Source organism: Sulfurivermis sp., from assembly GCF_059410345.1.
Map to the genome: position 1 here is coordinate 98,034 of NZ_JBLJDO010000007.1, position 19,262 is coordinate 117,295.

Annotated in this window: 18 protein-coding genes and 1 pseudogene; 6 read left to right on the forward strand and 13 right to left on the reverse strand. The window is 63.5% G+C overall.

All coding sequences use genetic code 11. The features are described 5' to 3' along the window. Nucleotides 1-114: 114 nt before the first annotated feature. Nucleotides 115-3,579, forward strand: coding sequence for a transcription-repair coupling factor (gene mfd, locus ACMV8A_RS07975; protein ID WP_495325240.1), 3,465 nt, complete (start codon nucleotides 115-117; stop codon nucleotides 3,577-3,579). A 15-nt stretch (nucleotides 3,580-3,594) separates the two neighbouring features. Here the strand turns inward: mfd and ACMV8A_RS07980 are convergent, their stop codons facing one another. Continuing rightward, nucleotides 3,595-4,926: an ATP-binding protein gene (locus tag ACMV8A_RS07980; protein WP_495325241.1), complete on the reverse strand. Its 1,332-nt coding sequence runs from the start codon at nucleotides 4,924-4,926 to the stop codon at nucleotides 3,595-3,597. Between the two features lie 5 nt (nucleotides 4,927-4,931). Beyond that, nucleotides 4,932-5,633: a response regulator gene (locus tag ACMV8A_RS07985; RefSeq protein WP_495325242.1), complete on the reverse strand. Its 702-nt coding sequence runs from the start codon at nucleotides 5,631-5,633 to the stop codon at nucleotides 4,932-4,934. 125 nt (nucleotides 5,634-5,758) lie between these two features. On the opposite strand from ACMV8A_RS07985, the gene ACMV8A_RS07990 reads away from it, so the two are divergent. The 4 genes from ACMV8A_RS07990 (at nucleotide 5,759) to ACMV8A_RS08005 (ending at nucleotide 8,372) form a co-directional block, all read left to right on the forward strand. Beyond that, nucleotides 5,759-6,373, forward strand: coding sequence for a hypothetical protein (locus ACMV8A_RS07990; RefSeq protein WP_495325243.1), 615 nt, complete (start codon nucleotides 5,759-5,761; stop codon nucleotides 6,371-6,373). 30 nt (nucleotides 6,374-6,403) lie between these two features. Further along, entirely contained in the window at nucleotides 6,404-7,546 is a 1,143-nt protein-coding gene (locus ACMV8A_RS07995) for an OmpP1/FadL family transporter (protein WP_495325244.1), read from the forward strand. 14 nt (nucleotides 7,547-7,560) lie between these two features. Then, nucleotides 7,561-7,764: a YgaP family membrane protein gene (locus ACMV8A_RS08000; protein WP_495325245.1), complete on the forward strand. Its 204-nt coding sequence runs from the start codon at nucleotides 7,561-7,563 to the stop codon at nucleotides 7,762-7,764. A gap of 122 nt (nucleotides 7,765-7,886) precedes the next feature. Beyond that, nucleotides 7,887-8,372, forward strand: a complete 486-nt coding sequence (locus ACMV8A_RS08005; protein WP_495325246.1) for an FKBP-type peptidyl-prolyl cis-trans isomerase — start codon at nucleotides 7,887-7,889, stop codon at nucleotides 8,370-8,372. A 77-nt stretch (nucleotides 8,373-8,449) separates the two neighbouring features. Here ACMV8A_RS08005 and ACMV8A_RS08010 read toward each other — a convergent pair whose 3' ends face one another. Continuing rightward, nucleotides 8,450-8,839, reverse strand: coding sequence for a S24 family peptidase (locus ACMV8A_RS08010; RefSeq protein ID WP_495325247.1), 390 nt, complete (start codon nucleotides 8,837-8,839; stop codon nucleotides 8,450-8,452). Nucleotides 8,840-8,950: 111 nt separating this feature from the next. Between ACMV8A_RS08010 and ACMV8A_RS08015 the strand changes: the two genes are divergently transcribed. Next, nucleotides 8,951-9,415 carry a rhodanese-like domain-containing protein gene (locus ACMV8A_RS08015; RefSeq protein WP_495325248.1) on the forward strand — a complete coding sequence of 155 codons (465 nt, stop codon included), beginning with the start codon at nucleotides 8,951-8,953 and terminating at the stop codon, nucleotides 9,413-9,415. Between the two features lie 79 nt (nucleotides 9,416-9,494). On the opposite strand, the gene cysG is transcribed toward ACMV8A_RS08015, so the two are convergent. The 10 genes and pseudogenes from cysG to ald all read right to left on the reverse strand — a co-directional run bounded on the left by cysG (nucleotide 9,495) and on the right by ald (nucleotide 19,260). Next, complete coding sequence (cysG, locus tag ACMV8A_RS08020) at nucleotides 9,495-10,895, reverse strand: siroheme synthase CysG (RefSeq protein ID WP_495325249.1); 1,401 nt, start codon at nucleotides 10,893-10,895, stop codon at nucleotides 9,495-9,497. 149 nt (nucleotides 10,896-11,044) lie between these two features. Then, complete coding sequence (locus tag ACMV8A_RS08025; RefSeq protein ID WP_495325250.1) at nucleotides 11,045-11,275, reverse strand: hypothetical protein; 231 nt, start codon at nucleotides 11,273-11,275, stop codon at nucleotides 11,045-11,047. A gap of 15 nt (nucleotides 11,276-11,290) precedes the next feature. Continuing rightward, complete coding sequence (locus tag ACMV8A_RS08030; protein ID WP_495325251.1) at nucleotides 11,291-11,596, reverse strand: hypothetical protein; 306 nt, start codon at nucleotides 11,594-11,596, stop codon at nucleotides 11,291-11,293. Between the two features lie 9 nt (nucleotides 11,597-11,605). Next, entirely contained in the window at nucleotides 11,606-12,886 is a 1,281-nt protein-coding gene (gene serS, locus ACMV8A_RS08035; RefSeq protein WP_495325252.1) for a serine--tRNA ligase, read from the reverse strand. A 27-nt stretch (nucleotides 12,887-12,913) separates the two neighbouring features. Beyond that, the gene (locus tag ACMV8A_RS08040) at nucleotides 12,914-13,219 is read right to left on the reverse strand and encodes a DUF190 domain-containing protein (protein ID WP_495325253.1); all 306 of its coding nucleotides are present in this window, start codon (nucleotides 13,217-13,219) and stop codon (nucleotides 12,914-12,916) included. Continuing rightward, nucleotides 13,219-13,590: pseudogene (crcB, locus tag ACMV8A_RS08045) on the reverse strand (fluoride efflux transporter CrcB); the annotation flags it as partial. The pseudogene crcB and the gene ACMV8A_RS08040, both read right to left, overlap by 1 nt. Nucleotides 13,591-13,605: 15 nt before the next feature. Continuing rightward, nucleotides 13,606-14,928 (reverse strand): replication-associated recombination protein A, encoded by a 1,323-nt coding sequence (locus ACMV8A_RS08050; RefSeq protein ID WP_495325254.1) that lies wholly within the window; start codon nucleotides 14,926-14,928, stop codon nucleotides 13,606-13,608. Nucleotides 14,929-15,060: 132 nt separating this feature from the next. Further along, nucleotides 15,061-15,657 carry an outer membrane lipoprotein periplasmic chaperone LolA gene (gene lolA, locus ACMV8A_RS08055; RefSeq protein ID WP_495325255.1) on the reverse strand — a complete coding sequence of 199 codons (597 nt, stop codon included), beginning with the start codon at nucleotides 15,655-15,657 and terminating at the stop codon, nucleotides 15,061-15,063. A 147-nt stretch (nucleotides 15,658-15,804) separates the two neighbouring features. Continuing rightward, the gene (locus ACMV8A_RS08060; protein WP_495325256.1) at nucleotides 15,805-18,132 is read right to left on the reverse strand and encodes a DNA translocase FtsK; all 2,328 of its coding nucleotides are present in this window, start codon (nucleotides 18,130-18,132) and stop codon (nucleotides 15,805-15,807) included. 66 nt (nucleotides 18,133-18,198) lie between these two features. Further along, nucleotides 18,199-19,260, reverse strand: coding sequence for an alanine dehydrogenase (ald, locus tag ACMV8A_RS08065; protein WP_495325257.1), 1,062 nt, complete (start codon nucleotides 19,258-19,260; stop codon nucleotides 18,199-18,201). Between the last annotated feature and the right edge of the window lie 2 nt (nucleotides 19,261-19,262).

Here is a 19,262-nt window from a genome sequence, read left to right on the forward strand (position 1 = left end):
ATAAGGCAATATTTATGCCATCCTGCGGCAACCCCGTAAGGGGGGTAATACCGTTTATGCCCCGCGCACGGATGCCTATACAATAGCCGCTTTTTTTCCGGCCGGATTTTCCCGATGACCGAACGCTACTGCTCGCCGCTGCACCCCGTTCCCGCCCGCCGCCCCGGCGAGCGCCTGCGCTGGGGGCGCCTGTATGGCAGCAGCTACGGCCTGGCCATCGCCAGCGCGGCGCGCGAACAGGACGGCATGGTGCTGGTGGTCACCGCCGACGCCCCTACCGCCAGCCGGCTGGAATACGAACTGCGTTTCTACCTCGGCGACGATGCCAGCCTGCCGGTGCTGCACTTCCCGGACTGGGAGACCCTGCCCTACGACGCCTTCTCGCCGCACCAGGACATCATTTCCGAACGCCTGGCCACCCTGTACCGCCTGCCGTCCCTGAAGCGCGGCGTGCTGATCACCCCCATCGCCACCCTGATGCACCGCCTGCCGCCACGCGAGTATCTGGAAGGCCACAGCCTGGTACTGGACGTAGGCCAGCGCATGGACCTGGAGCAGATGCGCCTGCGCCTCGACGCCAGCGGCTACCGCTGCGTATCGCAGGTGATGGAGCACGGCGAGTTCGCCGTGCGCGGCGCCCTGTTCGACCTGTTTCCCATGGGCAGCGACACCCCCTACCGCATCGAGTTGTTCGACGACGAGGTGGAGAGCATCCGCACCTTCGATCCGGAAAATCAGCGCTCGCTGGACAAGGTGGACTCGGTGCGCCTGCTGCCAGCGCGCGAATTTCCCCTCGGCGACGCCGCCATCAAGCAGTTCCGCTCCGCCTGGCGCCTCGCCATCGAGGGCGACCCGCAGCGCAGCCTGATCTACCGCGATGTCAGCAACGGGCTGGCCCCGCCGGGTATCGAATACTACCTGCCGCTGTTCTTCGAACGCACGGCCACCCTGTTCGACTACCTGCCGGCCCAGGCCCTGGTGCTCAGTACCGAGGGGGCCGAGGATGCCGCCGACGGCTTCTGGGGCGAGTGCAAGGAACGCCACGAGCAACTGCGCCACAACATCGAGCGGCCGCTGTTGCCGCCAGACCACATCTTCCTGCGTGGCGACGAGGTACTGGGGCTGCTAGCACAGCACCCGCGCACCCAATTGCAGCGTTTCGAACTGGAACCCAAGGCCGGCCACATCAACTTCGCCTGTGAGTCGCCGCCCAGCCTGACCCTGGACGTGCGCTCGGAGCAACCCACCGCCGCCCTGCGCCGCTTCCTCGGCCAATTTCCCGGCCGCGTGTTGTTCGCGGTGGAATCTGCCGGCCGCCGTGAGGCCCTGCTCGACCTGCTCGGCGGTGCCGACATCAAACCCAAGCCGGTAGCGTCATGGCAGCAGTTCCTCGACAACGACGTGCCGCTCGGCCTATTGGTGGCGCCGTTGGAGCAGGGCCTGCTGTTGCAGGATCCGCCGCTGGCCGTCATCGCCGAGCCGCAGCTCTATGGCGAACAGGTGATGCAACGGCGCCGCCGCAAGGTGCGCGCCACGCGCGACTCCGATGCGGTGATCCGCAACCTGGCCGAATTGCAGCCGGGCGCCCCGGTGGTACACGAGGAACACGGCGTCGGCCGTTACCTCGGCATGCAGACCCTTGATGCCGGCGGCATCACACAGGAGTTCCTCACCCTGGAATACGCCGGCGGCGACAAGCTGTACGTGCCGGTGTCCTCACTGCACCTGATCAGCCGCTACACCGGCGCCGCGCCGGAATCGGCGCCACTGCACAAGCTGGGTAGCGGCCAGTGGGAAAAAGCCAAGCGTAAGGCCAGCGAAAAAGTGCGCGACGTGGCGGCGGAATTACTCGCCATCTATGCCCAGCGCGCCGCACGCAAGGGCCACGCCTACACGATGGACTGGGCCGGCTACCAGGCCTTCGCCGCCGGCTTCCCCTTCGAGACCACACCCGATCAGCAGGCGGCCATCGATGCGGTGATCCACGACATGGAAACGCCGCAGCCCATGGATCGCCTGGTGTGCGGCGACGTCGGCTTCGGCAAGACCGAGGTGGCCATGCGCGCCGCCTTCATCGCCGTGATGGGCGGCAAACAAGTGGCCATGCTGGTGCCCACCACCTTGCTCGCCCAGCAGCACTACGAGAACTTCCGCGACCGCTTCGCCGACTGGCCGGTGCGCATCGAAAGCCTGTCGCGCTTCCGCACCAAGAAGGAACAGGATCAGGTCATCGAGGGCCTGCAACAGGGCAAGGTGGACATCATCATCGGCACCCACAAGCTATTGCAGGAGAACATCAAGCTGGAGCGTCTCGGCCTGGTCATCATCGACGAGGAACACCGCTTCGGTGTGCGGCAGAAGGATCGCTTCAAGGCGCTACGCGCCGAGGTGGACGTGCTCACCCTCACCGCCACGCCGATCCCGCGCACCCTCAACATGTCGCTGGCCCACATCCGTGACCTGTCCATCATCGCCACCGCACCGGCGCGCCGCCTTGCCGTGAAGACCTTCGTCACCGAATGGCAGCAGCCGCTGATCCACGAGGCCTGCCTGCGCGAGATCAAACGCGGCGGCCAGGTCTACTTCCTGCACAACGACGTGGACACCATCGAGAAGATGGAACAGGAACTCGCCGCCCTGATCCCTGAAGCCACCGTGCGCCACGCCCACGGCCAGATGCGCGAGCGCGAACTGGAACGGGTGATGTCCGATTTCTACCACCAGCGCTTCAACATCCTGGTGTGCACCACCATCATCGAAACCGGCATCGACATCCCCAGCGCCAACACCATCATCATCAACCGTGCCGATCGCTTCGGCCTGGCCCAGCTCTACCAGTTGCGCGGCCGCGTCGGCCGCTCGCACCACCGCGCCTACGCCTACCTCATCGTGCCGCCGCGCCGACAGATGACCGATGACGCCATCAAGCGCCTGGAGGCCATCGAGGCCATCGAGGAACTGGGCACCGGCTTCACCCTCGCCACCCACGACCTGGAGATCCGTGGCGCTGGCGAGTTGCTGGGCGAGGAACAGAGTGGCCAGATGCAGGAGATCGGCTTCAGTCTGTACAGCGAACTGCTGGAGCGCGCCGTCGCCGCGCTCAAGGCCGGCCGGGAACCGGAACTGGATCGCCCGCTCGATCACGGCACCGAGGTGGACCTGCACATCCCGGCCCTGATCCCCGACGACTACCTGCCCGACGTGCACAGCCGCCTGATCATGTACAAGCGCATCGCCAGCGCCGAGAGCCTGGAAGAATTGCGCGATCTGCAAGTGGAAATGATCGACCGCTTCGGCCTGCTGCCCGAACCGGCCAAGAACCTGATCCGCGTCACCGAACTGAAACTGCAGGCCACCCCGCTCGGCATCCGCAAGATCGAACTCGGTCCCGCTGGCGGCCGCATAACCTTCATCCCGCAACCCAACGTCGACGGGCTCAAGATCATCCAGCTCATCCAGACCCAGGCCAAGGTCTACAAGCTGGACGGTCAGGAGCGCCTGCGCATCGTCAAGGCGATGCCGGACGCGGAGAGCCGGTTTGCCCTGCTGGAGGATTTGCTCAAGCGTTTGCGCAGCTGAATCTATGCGGGCCGCCTAGCGCCGCTCCGCCCGCTTCCCGAACGGGATACTCACCTCCGCCACCAGGCCTCCGCCTGCCCGCGGCAACAGCGCGATGGTCCATTGATTGGCCTCGGCCAGCTGCCGCGCAATGGCCAGTCCCAGGCCGCTGCCGCCGGTTTGCGCGCTGCGCGACTGCTCCAGGCGATGGAAGGGACGGAATACCGCCTCCCGCTCCGTCTCGGGGATACCCGGCCCGCGGTCCAGTATCCGCAGTATCACGCCAGCGCCGGTGCAGGAATATTCCATATCCACCGGCAATCCCGCCCCATAGCGCACGGCGTTATCCAGCAGATTGGCGATGATGCGGCACAGTGCCATTTTGTGCAGTTGCAGACGACATGGGCCGGCGTCGTGCCAGTGGACCTCGGCGCCACCACGGCGCGCGTCATCGCTCAGCTCGCGCAGGGCCTCGCGCACATCCACCCATTCCAGCTTCGCCTCGCCCAGACCGCGGCTGATCTCCAGGAACTGGCCGATCAGGCGGTTCATCTCGTCCACATCGCGCTGCATGCCCTGCACCAGTTCGGCCTCCCCCTGCGGCGGCAACATCGCCAGCGCCAGTTGCAGGCGGGCCAGCGGCGTGCGCAGATCGTGGGAGATACCGGCCAGCAGCGTAGTGCGATTGGCCAGCAGTTCACGCACCTGCAAACTCATTTGATTGAAGCTGCGCGCCAGCGCGGCCAGTTCCTGCGGTCCTTGTTCGGGCAGCGGCTCCGGCCAGTGACCAGCGCCCAGATGCTGCGCGGCGCCGGCGAGCCGCTCCAGCGGCCGACTGAGTCGTCGTGCCAGCAAAACCGCAGTCCCGAGGATCACCACGCCGCCGACGCTCAACATCAGGAACAAAGCGAAGGGAGGATGCACGCCAACGCGGCTCCAGCTGAATCCCGCGCGCACCACCTCCCCGCGCAGCGGAAGATCAGCCCAGTACCAGAGCTCCTCCCCCTCCCGACTCATGCGCACCATCACCGCCTCGCCGGTGAGGGTTTGCAGTTCCCGTTCGAGAAAATATAGATACGGCCACAGGCTGGTGGAATAGGGTAATGCCTGCTCCACGGACCCGATGTGCAGCTGATGGAGTTGCCAAACCTCACCGGCATAGCGGGTACGCTCCGTTGCCGGACGCTGCTGCCAATTGGCGGCGGACTGCACCATCAGGGCGGCCAGATCCTGCGCCGCGCGTTTTCCTACCGGCAGCAACATCAACTGGCCGATGACCCATCCGGTAAACAGCTGAAACACCACCGATACCACGGCGATGGTGAACAGGATGCGACCAAACAGTGTGCGCAGCGAGGGAATGGACATATCGCCTACTCCGCCGGACAAAACATATAGCCCTCGCCCCACACCGTGCGTATGTAGTGCGGATTGGCGGGATCGACCTCTATCTTGCGGCGCAGACGATTGACGCGCACATCGATGCTGCGATCGAACGGATTGCGCTCATATCCCTTGAGACGCTCCAGCAGCGTGTCGCGTTCCAGTACCCGGTTGGGATGCTCCACAAACACGCGCAACAGGGCGAACTCGCCGGTCGTCAGCGGCACCTCGACACCATCGCGCAGCAGGCGGTGACGCTCCAACTCCAGGCGATACGGCCCGAAGCAGATGGCATCGGTGTTCGGCGACGCGGAAACCGGGCGCTGACGCCGCAGCACCGCACGGATCCGCGCCAGCAGTTCGCGTGGATTGAAGGGCTTGGGCAGGTAATCATCAGCACCAATCTCCAGGCCCACGATGCGATCCACGTCCTCGCCGCGGGCGGACAGCATGACGATGGGGATATCGCCCTCGCTGCGCAAACGCCGCGCCAGAGTGAAGCCATCCTCCCCGGGCAACATCAAATCCAGTATCACCAAATCAGGTCGCTGCGCCGCCAGCGCGCCGATCATCGCCTTGCCGTCCGCGACGGCATCAACCGCATAGCCGTTTTCCGTCAGGTAGCGGGTCAGCAGGCTGCGCAGCGCCGCATCATCGTCCACTACCAGAATGTGTTCTTTGCCATTACGCATATTTCAGCCACCTGTCGGTACTCCCAGAAACATCCTGTTACAACTTGTTACAAATGAGCAATTTCACAGCAACACCGGCAGGTCAGTCTGGCTTCCGACCAACAAAACATAACGAGGGGAATTATATGCTCCACTTTGCAACGCACCGCAAACTTCGCACCGTAGTCCTGTGCCTTGCGCTGGCCTCTGCTCCTGCCGTGTTCGCCGCCGATCCGCAGGCCGCCCAGCCCAATCCTGCCGATGCACAGAAGATGATGCAACAGATGATGTCAATCATGACGCCGGAGCTGCAGAAGAAGGTGCAGGCCCTGTCGCCACAGAGCAAGCAGACACTGAGCCGCCTGCAGATGCTGCACGACCGCCGCAGCGACACTCTGACCATGGTCCAGGTGATGCAGGAGATCCTGGCCGACTATCAGCGCATGGCCGCCGCCATCGCCACTGACAACGCCGACATGGCAATCGACGCTGCCCACAACCTGGCGCACCATCGCCTGCCGCGTGGCGGCCTGCTGCCTTACATGCCGTTGGATAAGGTCAAAGACGAAACCGTCGATGCCCTGCTGGTATTCCAGGACATGGTGGAAGGTAACACCCTGCGCCTGGCGGATGCCGCCAAGGAAGGGGACATGGCCAAGGCCGCCGGTTATCTCGGCCAGATCGCCCAGGGCTGTGTCGCCTGCCACAACTATTTCCGCGGCCAACCCGGTATTTCGCCGCGCGTACTACCCAAAAAATAAAACCACATACTCATTCCGGAGGGGGAATCCATGAACAGCAATAATCTCACGAGGACAGCGCTGCTTGCCGCCATCTGCAGCAGCAGCGGCCTGGCCCACGCCACCAATGGCGATCAGATGCTCGGCGTCACCGCCACCCAATGGGGCATGGCCGGCGCCGTTGTCGCTGCGCCGCAGGATGCCGGTACCATCCTGACCAACCCGGCGGGACTCGCCACGCTGGAGATGAACGAGTTTCGCGCCGACATGGGCTTCGGCTTTCTCAATCCGCCGCGCAAGGCCAACGGCTACAGCTCTGATTCCGACCTGTACATGATGCCGTCCGGCGCCCTCGCCTTTCGCATCGATGATCAACTGACCTTGGGCATGGGTATGGCCGGTCTCTCGGGTATGGGTGTCGATTTCGCCGATATCGCTCCCGCCGCGGGCAATCAGGCGGTCGTCACCACCAAACAGTTCTACAAAATCGCACCGGGCTTCGCCTACAAGGTCAGTGACAAGCTCAATGTCGGTGCCGCCCTGAACATCGACTACCAGAGCCTGGCCATGTACAACAGCAACTTCCAACTGCCGCAGAACCAGGTATTCGGTTTCGGCGCGACCCTGGGCATCACATACCAGATCAGCGACACCGTGCGCCTCGGCGCCGCCTACATCAGTCAGCAGAACATGGACGCCTTCAGATGGAACACCACCGGCGGGCGGTATGAGATGACCATGGATGCCCCACAGAGCCTGCAGCTGGGGCTGGCCTATATGCCGAATCCTGGCCTGCTCATCGCGACCGACATCAAGCAGATCCAGTTCAGTGATGTACTGGACAAGGTGACACTGAAAACGCCGGGCGGCAACCAGGTGATGAACTTCGGCTGGAGCGATCAGACGGTGTATGCCATTGCCATGCAGAAAAAGGTCAGCGACAAGACCATGGTACGCGTTGGCTACAACTACGGCGCATCCCCCATCGGCCCGGAAGATGTCACCAATAATTACGGCTCTCTCGCCGTCACCGAACACCACCTGTCGCTGGGCATGACGCGCCAGATGAACGACAAGGCCGCTGTCAGCCTGTCCTATGTGCGCGCCTTCCACAATGAGGTCAAGAACAGCAGCGGCAACAAGCTGGAGTTGGAGCAGAACGTGCTCAACCTGCAGATCAGCTACCGCAACTGAGTGAGGACCGGACCATGAATGTTGATCGCATCGTACATCTGGTGGCGGGAATGATGGTGTTGCTCAGCCTGCTGTTGGCCAATCTGCACCACCCGGACTGGGTCTGGTTGACCGCCTTCGTCGGCCTCAATCTGGCCCAGAGCGGTATCACCAGCTTCTGTCCCCTGGCCTTCATGCTGAAGAAAGCCGGCGTACCGGAGGGCAATACCTGTTCCTGATTCCACCAGCAGCACCCCTGCAGCTGTGGACTTTATAGCGGCCTTCGGGCCGCTTTTTTTCTTGGCGCAGGCGGCCAAAGCCCCTACAATGACCGACATCTCCCGCAACCCAGGACCGCACCATGCAGATTTCCGTTCACAAGGTCGTCACCATCGACTACACCCTCACCGACGATCAGGGCAATGTCATCGACAGCTCCAAGGGCGGTGATCCGCTGGCCTACATCCACGGCATCGGCAACATCATCCCCGGCCTGGAAGCGGCGCTGGCAGGCAAGAAGGCCGGTGATGCACTGAAGGTTGCCGTACCGCCGCAGGAAGGTTATGGCGAGCGCGACGACAACATGATGCAGGCCGTGCCGCGTCAGATGTTCGAAACCCCGGAAGAGATCCAGGTGGGCATGCAGTTCCACACCATGACCGAGAGTGGCCAGCCGATGGTCGTCACCGTAGTGGAGACCTCGCCGGAAACCATCACCGTCGATGCCAACCACCCGCTGGCCGGCCAGACCCTGAACTTCGACGTCACCATCGTCGGGGTGCGTGACGCCACCGAGGAAGAGCTGGAGCACGGCCACGTACACGGCGCCGGCGGTCATCACCACTAACCGCTGTTTCGAGTTCCGGGTTTCGGGTTTCGAACAAGCGCTGTCCTCGAAACTCGAAACTCGAAACTCGAAGCCGATCAAACGTAGTGCTTGATGTTCTTGCGGCCCCCGCCCTTGCCCTTCTTCTGCACAATCACCCCCTTCACCACCTCGACACCCGGCACCTCTTCCATGGGATAGGCGGGGTTCAGCGCCTTGAGATAGCTACGACCTTCCACCATCACATACTGGCGGAAGATGTATTCGTCCTTGTGATGGGCGACCACATAGGAGCCGTCCTTCACCACATTCTTAGGGTAGATGACGATAACGTCGCCCTCGGTGAATTCCGGCAGCATGCTGTCGCCCAGCACCATCAGGGCATAGGGCTCATTGCCCTCACAGGGGCTGGAAAACGCCGCCAGGCGCTCGTCTTCGGGCTCCGGCTGCTGTTCGTTCTTGATCGGGATGAATTTTTCCACGGCCATGATTCTGCCTCTCTACATCAATGCGACGCTTTGAGTCCGCTGCCCAAAGCAAGTAATATTGCTGCCTTCTGCCTCACCCGTGTTACCCGCTGAACCTGCAAGGTAGTCGCCATGAAGCATTACACCGATCTGGTCGCCGAATGCCTATCCGACGTGGACGAGCTATTCCCCTGGGATCTGGAGGAAAAGCTCAACAGCACGCCCGATCTGCTGCTCGTCGACGTGCGCGAACCCTATGAATTCGCCGCCATGCATATCGAGGGAGCCATCAACGTACCGCGCGGTGTGCTGGAATCCGCCTGCGAGTGGGACTACGAAGAAACCGTACCGGAACTCGCCGCCGGCCGCGAACGCGAAATCGTCGTCATCTGTCGTTCCGGCTATCGCAGCGTGCTCGCCGCCCACACCATGCAGCGCATGGGCTTCAAGCACGTCTACTCCCTCAAGACCGGCATGCGCGGCTGGTTCGAGTTCGAACAGCCCATGCTCGACGGCAACGGCAACCCGGTCGACGAAGACAGCGGCGAAGACTATTTCACCACCAAGCTGCGCCCGGAACAGCGCAAGCCGGCCTGAAAAACAGTTTCGAGTTGCGGGTTCCGAAACGGGGGCACCAGCCCGCCGTTCGACACTCGCAACTACAAACTCGAAACTCTCATTTATCCCCGTAATACGCCTGCGGTTCAAACCAGCTGAACTGTTTGTGCAGCTGCACCACTTCACCAACGACGATCAGAGTCGGCGGCTTGACCTCTTCCTTGGCGATCACCTTGGTCATGGTTCCCAAAGTACCGATGAATTCCTTCTGCCGCGGCGTGGTCGCCTGCTGTACCAGGGCCATCGGCGTATCGGGCGAGCGACCATGCTTGATCAGGTTGTCGCAGATCACCGACAGCCCCTTCAGCCCCATGTAAAACACCACGGTCTGGTTGGGTTGGGCCAGCGCCGACCAATTGAGGTTCATGCTGCCGTCCTTGAGGTGACCGGTCACGAAGGTGACTGACTGCGAGTAGTCGCGGTGGGTCAACGGGATACCGGCGTAGGACGACATGCCGATGGCGGCGGTGATGCCCGGCACCACCTGGAAGTTGACACCCTCGGCGGCCAGGGTTTCGATCTCCTCGCCGCCACGGCCGAAGACGAACGGGTCGCCGCCCTTCAGGCGGCAGACGCGCTTGCCTTCCTTGGCCAGCTTCACCAGCAACATGTTGATCTCATCCTGCGGCAAGGCATGGTTGTCACGTTCCTTGCCGACGTAAATGCGCTCCGCATCGCGCCGACACAGGTCCAGCACCTGCTTGGAGATCAGGCGGTCATGGACCACCACATCGGCCTGCTGCATCAGACGCAGGGCGCGGAAGGTCAGCAGGTCCGGGTCACCGGGGCCGCCGCCGACCAGGTACACCTCACCGACCGGCTCGTCCTTGCCCGCCGCCACCGCGGCCTCGAGGGCGGCCTGAGCCTGTTCGTCCTTGCCGGCGAACACCATCTCGGCGATCTCGCCCTGCAGAACCTTTTCCCAGAAATTACGCCGGGCATTGACGTCCTTGAAGCGCGCCTTCACCTTGTCGCGGAAACCTTCCACCAGCTGCGCCAGGCGGCCATAGGCGGCCGGAATGGCCGACTCCAGGCGCGCGCGCAACAGCCGCGCCAACACCGGCGACGCGCCGCCGGTGGATACGGCGATCTGCACCGGCGAGCGGTCGATAATGGAAGGCATCACGAAGCTACACAGGGAGGGATTGTCCACCACGTTGACCGGAATGCCGCGCGCCTGCGCCAGCTCGGATACCTGCCGATTGACCGCCTCAGCGTCGGTGGCAGCCACTGCCAGCGCAACGCCGTCCAGGTCCGCCGGCGCAAACCCAGCGCCGCGATGGCTGATGGCGCCGCTTTTCGCCTGCGCCTGCAGGGTGTCATTGAGTGCGGGGCTGACCACGTGGACCGCGGCACCAGCCTCCAGCAGCAGGCCGACCTTGCGTGCCGCCACGTCGCCGCCACCGACCACCAGGGTGCGGCGACCACGCACATTCATGAAAATTGGCAATAAATCCATCGATTTAGCAGCTCGTAGTGGACTAAAGGGGCGATTAGTTTACCCGGAAGCCGGGGCATAACCTAGCCCGATATGGGGACTCAAACAGGGAAGACAACGCCGCGTCGAGGAACCAGCGTCAGCCATTGGGGGCTTGCGGGAGGGAAACCTCAGTCCTGCAAATCCTTTTTTACCTTATCGACGCTCTCCTTGGCGTCTTCCTTGATGGCCTTGCCGCCCTGCTTGAGGGAACGGCCGGCATCCTTCACGCCTTCCTTGAAACCCTGCCATGTTTCCTTGGCCCCTTCCTTCACTTCGTTCTTGAATCCCTTGTCCTTATCCGCGCTGGCCAGGGCAAGACCACTCACCAGCAGCAATAACAGCAAGCCTATCCGCGCCATCGCATACCTCCTGGGTCAATTCCAGAAATCGTGCCAGCCTTTTTTGAAACGGGTCCAACCATCCTTCACACCGCCCTTGAAGCTCTGCCAGGTGCTTTTGGACTCGTTTTTGACATCCTTCTTCAGTTCCTTGGCCCCTTCTTTCACATCTTTCTTCAAGTCCTTGGCGCCCTCCTTGATGTCCTGCTTCAGTTCCTTCGCCCCGTCCTTTACGTCTTTTTTCAGCTCGCGGGCATCGGACTTGATGTCATCCCACACCCCGGCATGCAAGGGCGCCGCCAACGCCAGCATCAACACGACAGCAAACAAATGAAGCTTCATCGCTGCACCTCAACGCGCTGTGATGACCGTCAGGCCGCCCATATACGGCTGCAACGCGGCCGGTACGGCCACCGCACCGTCTTCCTGCTGATAGTTCTCCAGAATCGCCACCAGGGTACGGCCAACGGCCAGACCGGAGCCGTTCAGGGTATGCACCAGTTCGGGCTTCTTCGTCTCCGGGTTGCGCCAGCGCGCCTGCATGCGCCGCGCCTGGAAATCCTGGAAATTGGAACAGGAGGAAATCTCGCGGTATTTGTCCTGTCCCGGCAGCCACACCTCCAGATCGTAGGTCTTGGCTGCGGAAAAACCCATGTCGCCGGCACACAGGGCCATGGTGCGATACGGCAGTTCCAGGCGCTTGAGCACCGTTTCCGCGTGGCCAGTCAACTCCTCCAGCGCCTGCCAGGAGTCCTCCGGGCGCACGATCTGCACCAGCTCCACCTTCTCGAACTGGTGCTGGCGGATCATGCCGCGGGTGTCCTTGCCGTAGGCTCCGGCCTCGCTGCGAAAACAGGGGGTATGGCAGACGAACTTGAGCGGCAGGCGTTCGGCCTCGACGATGGTGTCGCGCACGATGTTGGTGACCGGCACCTCGGCGGTGGGGATCAGATAGTAGTTCTGCTCACCGCGCAGGGCGAACAGGTCCTGCTCGAACTTGGGCAACTGGCCGGTACCGCGCAGGCTGTCGGCGTTGACCAGATAAGGCACATAGGTCTCGGTATAGCCGTGCTCAACCGTATGCAGGTCCAGCATGAACTGGATCAGGGCGCGGTGCATGCGCGCCAGCGCACCCTGCATGGTGGCGAAGCGCGAGCCGGTGATCTTGGCGGCGGTCTCGAAATCGAGCTGGCCCAGGCCCTCGCCCACGTCGACGTGATCCTTCGGCGTGAAGCTGAAGCTGCGCGGCGTGCCCCAGCGGCGCACCTCCACATTGTCGTTCTCGTCCCGGCCCGCCGGCACGCTCTCGTGCGGGATGTTGGGCACCCCCATCAGCAGGGCGTTCAGTTCGTCCTGGATGGCGTTGAGGCGCGCCTCGGCCTCTTTCAGCCTGTCACCGAGGTCGGCCACGGCGGCGAGCAGCGGCGCGGTGTCCTCGCCGCGCGCCTTGGCCTGACCGATGGCCTTGGAGCTGCTGTTGCGCTCGGCCTGCAGCTCCTGGGTACGCATCTGGATATCCTTGCGCTCGGCCTCCAGGCGGCCGATGGCGGCGGTGTCCAGCACGAAACCGCGGCGCGCGAGCAGTTGCGCCGTAGTTTCCAGTTCGGCCCGAAACAGGCGGGGGTCATGCATGTTCTTTATCCTTTCACGTTCGCGTGTTCAGTCGTTCACCCGGGCCGTCCAGCTCAGCATATGGCCCGGTTTGATATCGTTCTTCAGGTGTTCCAGGATCGCGGCCACCTTGTCCGGTGTGTCGAAGAACTCGACGATGATCGGCAGGTCCAGCGACAGATCCATCAACTTGGCGGTGTGCACCTTGCCCGAGACGCCGAAACCGGCGATGCCACGGTAGACGGTGACGCCGCGCACATGTTCCCAGTCATGCAGGCGCTTGAGCAGGTTGTCCGCCTGTCCCTGGCCTTCGCTGGTATAGATACGCACCACAGTGACTTCTGCGCCGCTCATAGCTGTCTCCCCCCTACCATTCCGACCCAGGCCGCGCCGATACACAGCACAACGCTGAGCAACACGTTCATCATCGCCCGCAACAACTGTCCATCCTCGATCAGATTGAGAGTTTCCAGCGAGAAGGTGGAAAAAGTGGTGAAGGCACCAAGGAAACCCACCAGCAGCAAGGCGCGCCACTCCGGCGCGACATTCATGCGCTCCACCAGCAGCACATAGAGCAGGCCCATCAGCAGCGACCCGCTGACATTGACCACCAACGTGCCCCAGGGAAAACCGCGCCCGAGCAGGCCGTACACCCAACCTGCCAGCCAGAAGCGCATCAGCGCCCCGACGGCGCCGCCTCCTGCAATGGCCAGTATCTGCATCATCGATCTCCCCTGCCGCTATTTCTTCTTCTGCCGTGCCGCACGGTCCAGTTCGCGCAGGTGGGCCAGCTTTTCACCAATCTTCAGTTCCAGGCCGCGCGGCACCGGCTGGTAGTAGTGACGCTCGGGCATGTCCTCGGGGAAATAGTTTTCCCCCGCCGCATAGGCCTCCGGCTCGTCGTGGGCATAGCGATAGGCCTTGCCGTAGCCCAGTTCCTTCATCAGCTTGGTCGGCGCGTTGCGCAGATGGATCGGCACCTCATAGGAGCCATGCTGCTTCACGTCGGCCATGGCGGCATTGTACGCCATGTAGGCCGCATTGCTCTTGGGTGCGCAGGCCATGTACAGCACCGCCTGGGCGATAGCCAGTTCGCCTTCCGGGCTACCCAGGCGTTCCTGCACATCCCAGGCATCCAGGGCGATACGCAGGGCGCGCGGGTCGGCGTTACCGATGTCCTCGGTGGCCATGCGCACCACGCGGCGCGCAATGTAGAGCGGATCGCAGCCGCCGTCCAGCATGCGCGTCAGCCAGTACAGGGCGGCATCGGGTGCCGAGCCGCGCACCGACTTGTGCAGGGCGGATATCTGGTCGTAAAAGACCTCGCCCCCCTTGTCGAAACGGCGCCCGCCGCCGGCCAGCACCTCGTGCAGGGTTTCCTCCGAGACCACCTCCCGGCCACCCACCTTGTCGGCCAGGTCGGCGGCGATCTCCAGCAGATTGAGGGCGCGGCGGGCATCGCCATCGGCCGCCTCGGCGATGCGCGCAAGCAACTCCGGTGCGAGCACCAGGGGCCGGTCGCCGAGACCGCGCTCGGCATCGTGCAGCGCCCGCTCCAGCACAGCCAGGATATCGTCGGCGGTCAGGCTCTTCAGCACATAGACGCGGGCACGGGACAGCAACGCGTTGTTCAGTTCAAAGGAGGGATTTTCAGTGGTGGCGCCGATGAAGGTGACGGTACCGTCTTCCACGTAGGGCAGGAAGGCATCCTGCTGTGACTTGTTGAAACGGTGCACCTCGTCCACGAACAGCACGGTGCCGCGATTGTAGGCGGCGCGTACCTGTTGTGCCTGGGCGATGGCCTCGCGGATGTCCTTCACCCCGGACAGCACCGCCGAGATGGCGATGAACTGGGCATTGGCGCGGCCGGCGATCATGCGCGCCAGAGTGGTCTTGCCGGTACCGGGCGGGCCCCAGAACACCATGGAGTGCAGGTTGCCCGATTCGATGGCCAGGCGCAGCGGCTTGCCCGGACCGAGCAGATGGGTCTGGCCGAAGTATTCCTCCAGCGCAGCCGGCCGCATACGGTCCGCCAGGGGATGGAAGCGATCCGGCTCCTTCATCACACGTCTGCCGCGCGCATCGCAATTAAAAAAGAAGCGGAACAGTGCGCAAATGAACGCCAATTACGCGCCAATAAAGACAGCGGTTTAATCATTCGCGTGGATGGGTGTTCATTTACGGATACCTCTCTTTCACTCACCCACCACGTCGACGCCCGGCGGCGGCGTAAAGCGAAAGGCGCCCGCCTCCACCGGCGGGTTGCGGCTCACGGTATGGAAGAACAGCCGCGTCATCTGGCCGAAGTTATCCACCATCTCCATGGCGCGGATCACATCACCCTCCAGGGCCAGGCGGATATAGGCGAAGGTGGCATCCTTCTCGCGCGGTTTGAGATCGATCCAGGTAAAGCCCTCGTGATCACCCAGCTCCTGCAGAATGAAGCTGCGTTCCAGTGGCTCGCTGCCGGTCAGCAGCATCGCCGGCGTGCTGCCCAGCGCCTCGTCCTGTGACCGCACCGTGACCTGCTCCAGGTCCTTGTCGTACATCCATACCTTTTTGCCGTCGGCGACATAGAGCTGGCTATAGGGCTTGGCGTAATCCAGACGGAAGCGCCCCGGGCGCGACAGCAGCAGCACGCCCTCGCTTTGCTCCATCACGCGCTGCTCGGCATCCACCAGGGTCTGCACGAACTCGGCGCGCATGGTCTTTAGCCCCTTGAAGAAGGCATCCAGCCGCACCTTGCCGTCGGCGGCCTGGCCAGGCACGCTCAACGTCAGTAGCGATGACAACAAAACGGTCCGCCAAATGTAATTGAAATATTTCATGTCATCACTCGAAACGAAAGTAAAGAACTGGTCCGCGAATACACGCAAATGAACGCGAAACAATCGCCTAGAACGCCTTCATTTGCGTTCATTTGCGGATCGCCTGTTTTCTCAGTCTTCCGGTGGCGGCGGCGCCAGCACCTCGCGCGCACCATTGGATTGCAACGGGCCGACCACGCCGGCCATCTCCATCATCTCCACCATGCGCGCGGCACGGTTGTAGCCGATCTTGAGGCGGCGCTGGATACCGGACACCGAGGCGCGGCGGCTCTCCAACACGATCTGCACCGCCTCGTCGTACAGCGGGTCGGACTCGGAGCCTTCGCCGCCGCCGTCACCGGCAAAACCAGCCTCGCCATTGTCGCTGCCGCCGCCCTTGAGGATGTCTTCCACGTACTCGGGGCGACCACGCTTCTTCAGGTCATCCACCACGCGGTGCACCTCCTGATCGGAGACGAAAGCGCCGTGGATACGCGCCGGCACGCCGTGGCCCGGCGGCAGGTAGAGCATGTCGCCGTTGCCGAGCAGGCTTTCGGCGCCCTGCTGATCGAGGATGGTGCGCGAATCGATGCGCGACGACACCTGGAAGGCGATGCGGGTCGGGATGTTGGCCTTGATGAGGCCGGTGATCACATCCACCGACGGACGCTGGGTGGCCAGGATCAGATGGATGCCGGCGGCGCGCGCCTTCTGCGCCAGGCGGGCGATCAGCTCCTCCACCTTCTTGCCCACCACCATCATCATGTCGGCCAACTCATCGACGATGACCACGATGTAGGGCAGTGTATCCAGCTCGGGGCGTTGCTCCTCCAGCTCCGGCGCATCGGGCACCAGCGGCTTCCACAGCGGATCCTTGATCGGCTGCTTGGCGGCGATGGCGTCCTTGACCTTCTTGTTGTAGCCGCCGACGTTGCGCACGCCAAGATTAGCCATCAACTTGAAACGCCGCTCCATCTCCGCCACGCACCAGCGCAGGGCGTTGGCGGCGTCCTTCATGTCGGTGACCACCGGTGCCAGCAGGTGCGGAATGCCCTCGTAGATGGACAGCTCCAGCATCTTGGGATCGACCATGATCATGCGCACGTCGCGCGGGGTGGCGTTGTACAACAGACTCAGGATCATGGCGTTGATGGCCACCGACTTGCCCGAACCGGTGGTGCCCGCCACCAGCAGGTGCGGCATCTTGGCCAGATCCGCCACCACCGGCACACCGGCGATGTCCTTGCCCAGGGCCAGGGTCAGGTGCGAGGCGGCGTTTTCATAGGCCGGCGAGGTGAGCACCTCCGACAGGCGCACGATCTCACGCGTCTCGTTGGGCACCTCCAGACCGATGGTGGTCTTGCCCGGAATCACCTCCACCACACGCACGCTGATGGACGACAGCGAGCGGGCCAGGTCCTTGGATAGGTTGGAGATCTGGCTCACCTTGATGCCGGCGGCGGGCTGCAGCTCGAAACGGGTGATCACAGGACCAGGGTGGACTTCCACCACCTGGGCCTCGATGCCGAAATCCTGCAGCTTCATCTCCACCAGACGCGACACCGCTGCCAGCGCCTCCGGCGAGATGCGGTTGCCACCCTGCTCGGCCACATCCAGCAGGGCCAGGGGCGGCAGGCCGCCTTCGCCCGCGGATGGGGCAAACAGCGGCACCTGCTTTTCCTTCTCCACCCGTTCCGACACCACCGGCGCCTGCTTGATCACCGGCTCGATGCGCGGCGGCGGCCGCTTGGCCACCTTGGCCTGTTCCGTCTTCACCACCTGCTCGCGCTGCTGGCGCGCCTGACGGGCGGCGAGAAACTCGTTGAGCTGCGGCAGCAGGCGGCGCAGCCAGGCGCCGAGGCGCAGGGTCCAGGCGCCGACCACGTCCATCACCCACAGCCAGGACAGGCCGGTGAACACCGTGACGCCGGTAAGGAACAAAGCCAACAGGAACAGGGTGGCGCCAAGGAAGCTGAATGAACCCACCAGGCTGCGCCCCACCACATCGCCCAGGATGCCGCCGGCACTTTGTGGCAACGGTACGCCAGCGTTGTGGAAATGCAGGAAGGCAAGACCGGCACCAGCCATCGCCGTAAGTACAAATCCGGCGCTGCGCAGGGCCAGTTCGGCGTGGTTCTGCGCCGTGTCCTCCTCGTTGCGGCCGCGGAACAGCAGCCAGCCGCTGTAGGCCACCATCACCGGAAACAGATAGGCCATATAGCCAAACAGATAGAGGAAGATGTCGGCGAACCAGGCGCCGGCACGGCCACCCAGATTGGCCACCCCGGCATTGCGGCCGACGCTGGACCAGCCCGGGTCGGCCGGGTGATAGGTATATAGGGCGATGAGCAGATAGATGGCGACGGCGCCGAACAGGTACAGCGCCGCCTCGCGCAGGCCGCGCCGCAACTGCTGTCCAAGGACGAAACGATCCGGTTTCTTGCTGCTTGCCTGGGCCAAGAATTTAACCTTTTACTGTAAAAATAGTAACTAAGACTTTGTAATTATACAGATTAGATGCCGCGATTACACGGCCTTCAAGGCCGGGTGCACGAGGTTCCCGCCGCGTACATTCACCCCGCGTGCCAGGGCCGTCTGCGTCTCCCAGTCCCCCTGTGCGAGCCGCTGCACATAGGGGATCAGGGCCGCCGACAGGGCCTGCGAGGCGGTGCGCGGCACCGAGCCGGGCATATTGGTGACACCGAAGTGCAACACCCGTTCCCACATATAGGTCGGCGCCGCCCAGGTGGTGGGGTGGGTGGTTTCGATGCAGCCGCCCTGGTCTACCGAGATGTCCACCACCACGCTGCCCGGCTCCATGGCGCGCACGGTAGCCGCGTTGACCAGATGCGGCGCGCGGGCGCCGGGGATCAGCACCGCTCCCACCAGCAGGTCCGCCGTCACCACCGTGCGGGCAACGGCATCGGCGTAGGGATACAGGGCTGTCACGTTGGGTCCCAGGGCGCGCATCGCCGCCAGCTTGTCGCGGTTGCGGTCGAACACCGTCAGCCGCGCCCCCAGGGCCGCGGCCACGGCAGCCGCACTGCCGCCGGCCACACCCGCGCCGAGCACCACCACATGGCCGCGCTCCGCCGCCGGCAGGCCGCCGAGCAGGATGCCCTTGCCGCCCTGCGGCGCCGTGAGCAGATGGGCGCCGGCCTGCACGGCGATGCGCCCGGCGATATCGCTCATGGGCGCGAGCAGCGGCAGGCGGCCATCGGTCTCCTCCACCGTCTCGAAGCCCACGGCGGTGAGACCGATGCGCAGCAATGCCTCCGTCAGCGCCGGCTCCGCGGCCAGGTGCAGGTAGCAGAACAGCAGATGGTCGGCACGCAACAGCGGCCACTCCTGCGGCTGCGGTTCCTTCACCTTCACCACCAGCTGCGCCCAACCGTAGAGCGCAGGTGCATCGGGCTGCACGCTCACCCCCACCGCCCGATAGTCGTCGTCGCTGTAACCGCTGAGGCAGCCGGCCTCCTGCTCGACGGCCACGTCATGGCCGGCGCGCACCAGTTCGGCCGCCGCTGCCGGGATCAAACCCACGCGACCTTCAAGGGTTTTCACCTCACGGGGAATGCCGATACGCATAC

Bases quoted from the DNA above. Each gene is read 5' to 3' on its own strand.
- ACMV8A_RS07990 (WP_495325243.1), top strand. From the start codon at position 5,759: ATGCTCCACTTTGCAACGCACCGCAAACTTCGCACCGTAGTCCTGTGC.
- ACMV8A_RS08030 (WP_495325251.1), bottom strand. From the start codon at position 11,596: ATGAAGCTTCATTTGTTTGCTGTCGTGTTGATGCTGGCGTTGGCGGCG.
- ACMV8A_RS07980 (WP_495325241.1), bottom strand. From the start codon at position 4,926: ATGTCCATTCCCTCGCTGCGCACACTGTTTGGTCGCATCCTGTTCACC.
- ACMV8A_RS07985 (WP_495325242.1), bottom strand. From the start codon at position 5,633: ATGCGTAATGGCAAAGAACACATTCTGGTAGTGGACGATGATGCGGCG.
- ald (WP_495325257.1), bottom strand. From the start codon at position 19,260: ATGCGTATCGGCATTCCCCGTGAGGTGAAAACCCTTGAAGGTCGCGTG.
- ACMV8A_RS08015 (WP_495325248.1), top strand. From the start codon at position 8,951: ATGAAGCATTACACCGATCTGGTCGCCGAATGCCTATCCGACGTGGAC.
- mfd (WP_495325240.1), top strand. From the start codon at position 115: ATGACCGAACGCTACTGCTCGCCGCTGCACCCCGTTCCCGCCCGCCGC.
- ACMV8A_RS08040 (WP_495325253.1), bottom strand. From the start codon at position 13,219: ATGAGCGGCGCAGAAGTCACTGTGGTGCGTATCTATACCAGCGAAGGC.
- ACMV8A_RS08010 (WP_495325247.1), bottom strand. From the start codon at position 8,839: ATGGCCGTGGAAAAATTCATCCCGATCAAGAACGAACAGCAGCCGGAG.
- ACMV8A_RS08050 (WP_495325254.1), bottom strand. From the start codon at position 14,928: ATGAAGGAGCCGGATCGCTTCCATCCCCTGGCGGACCGTATGCGGCCG.
- ACMV8A_RS08000 (WP_495325245.1), top strand. From the start codon at position 7,561: ATGAATGTTGATCGCATCGTACATCTGGTGGCGGGAATGATGGTGTTG.
- ACMV8A_RS08025 (WP_495325250.1), bottom strand. From the start codon at position 11,275: ATGGCGCGGATAGGCTTGCTGTTATTGCTGCTGGTGAGTGGTCTTGCC.
- ACMV8A_RS07995 (WP_495325244.1), top strand. From the start codon at position 6,404: ATGAACAGCAATAATCTCACGAGGACAGCGCTGCTTGCCGCCATCTGC.
- ACMV8A_RS08005 (WP_495325246.1), top strand. From the start codon at position 7,887: ATGCAGATTTCCGTTCACAAGGTCGTCACCATCGACTACACCCTCACC.
- serS (WP_495325252.1), bottom strand. From the start codon at position 12,886: ATGCATGACCCCCGCCTGTTTCGGGCCGAACTGGAAACTACGGCGCAA.
- cysG (WP_495325249.1), bottom strand. From the start codon at position 10,895: ATGGATTTATTGCCAATTTTCATGAATGTGCGTGGTCGCCGCACCCTG.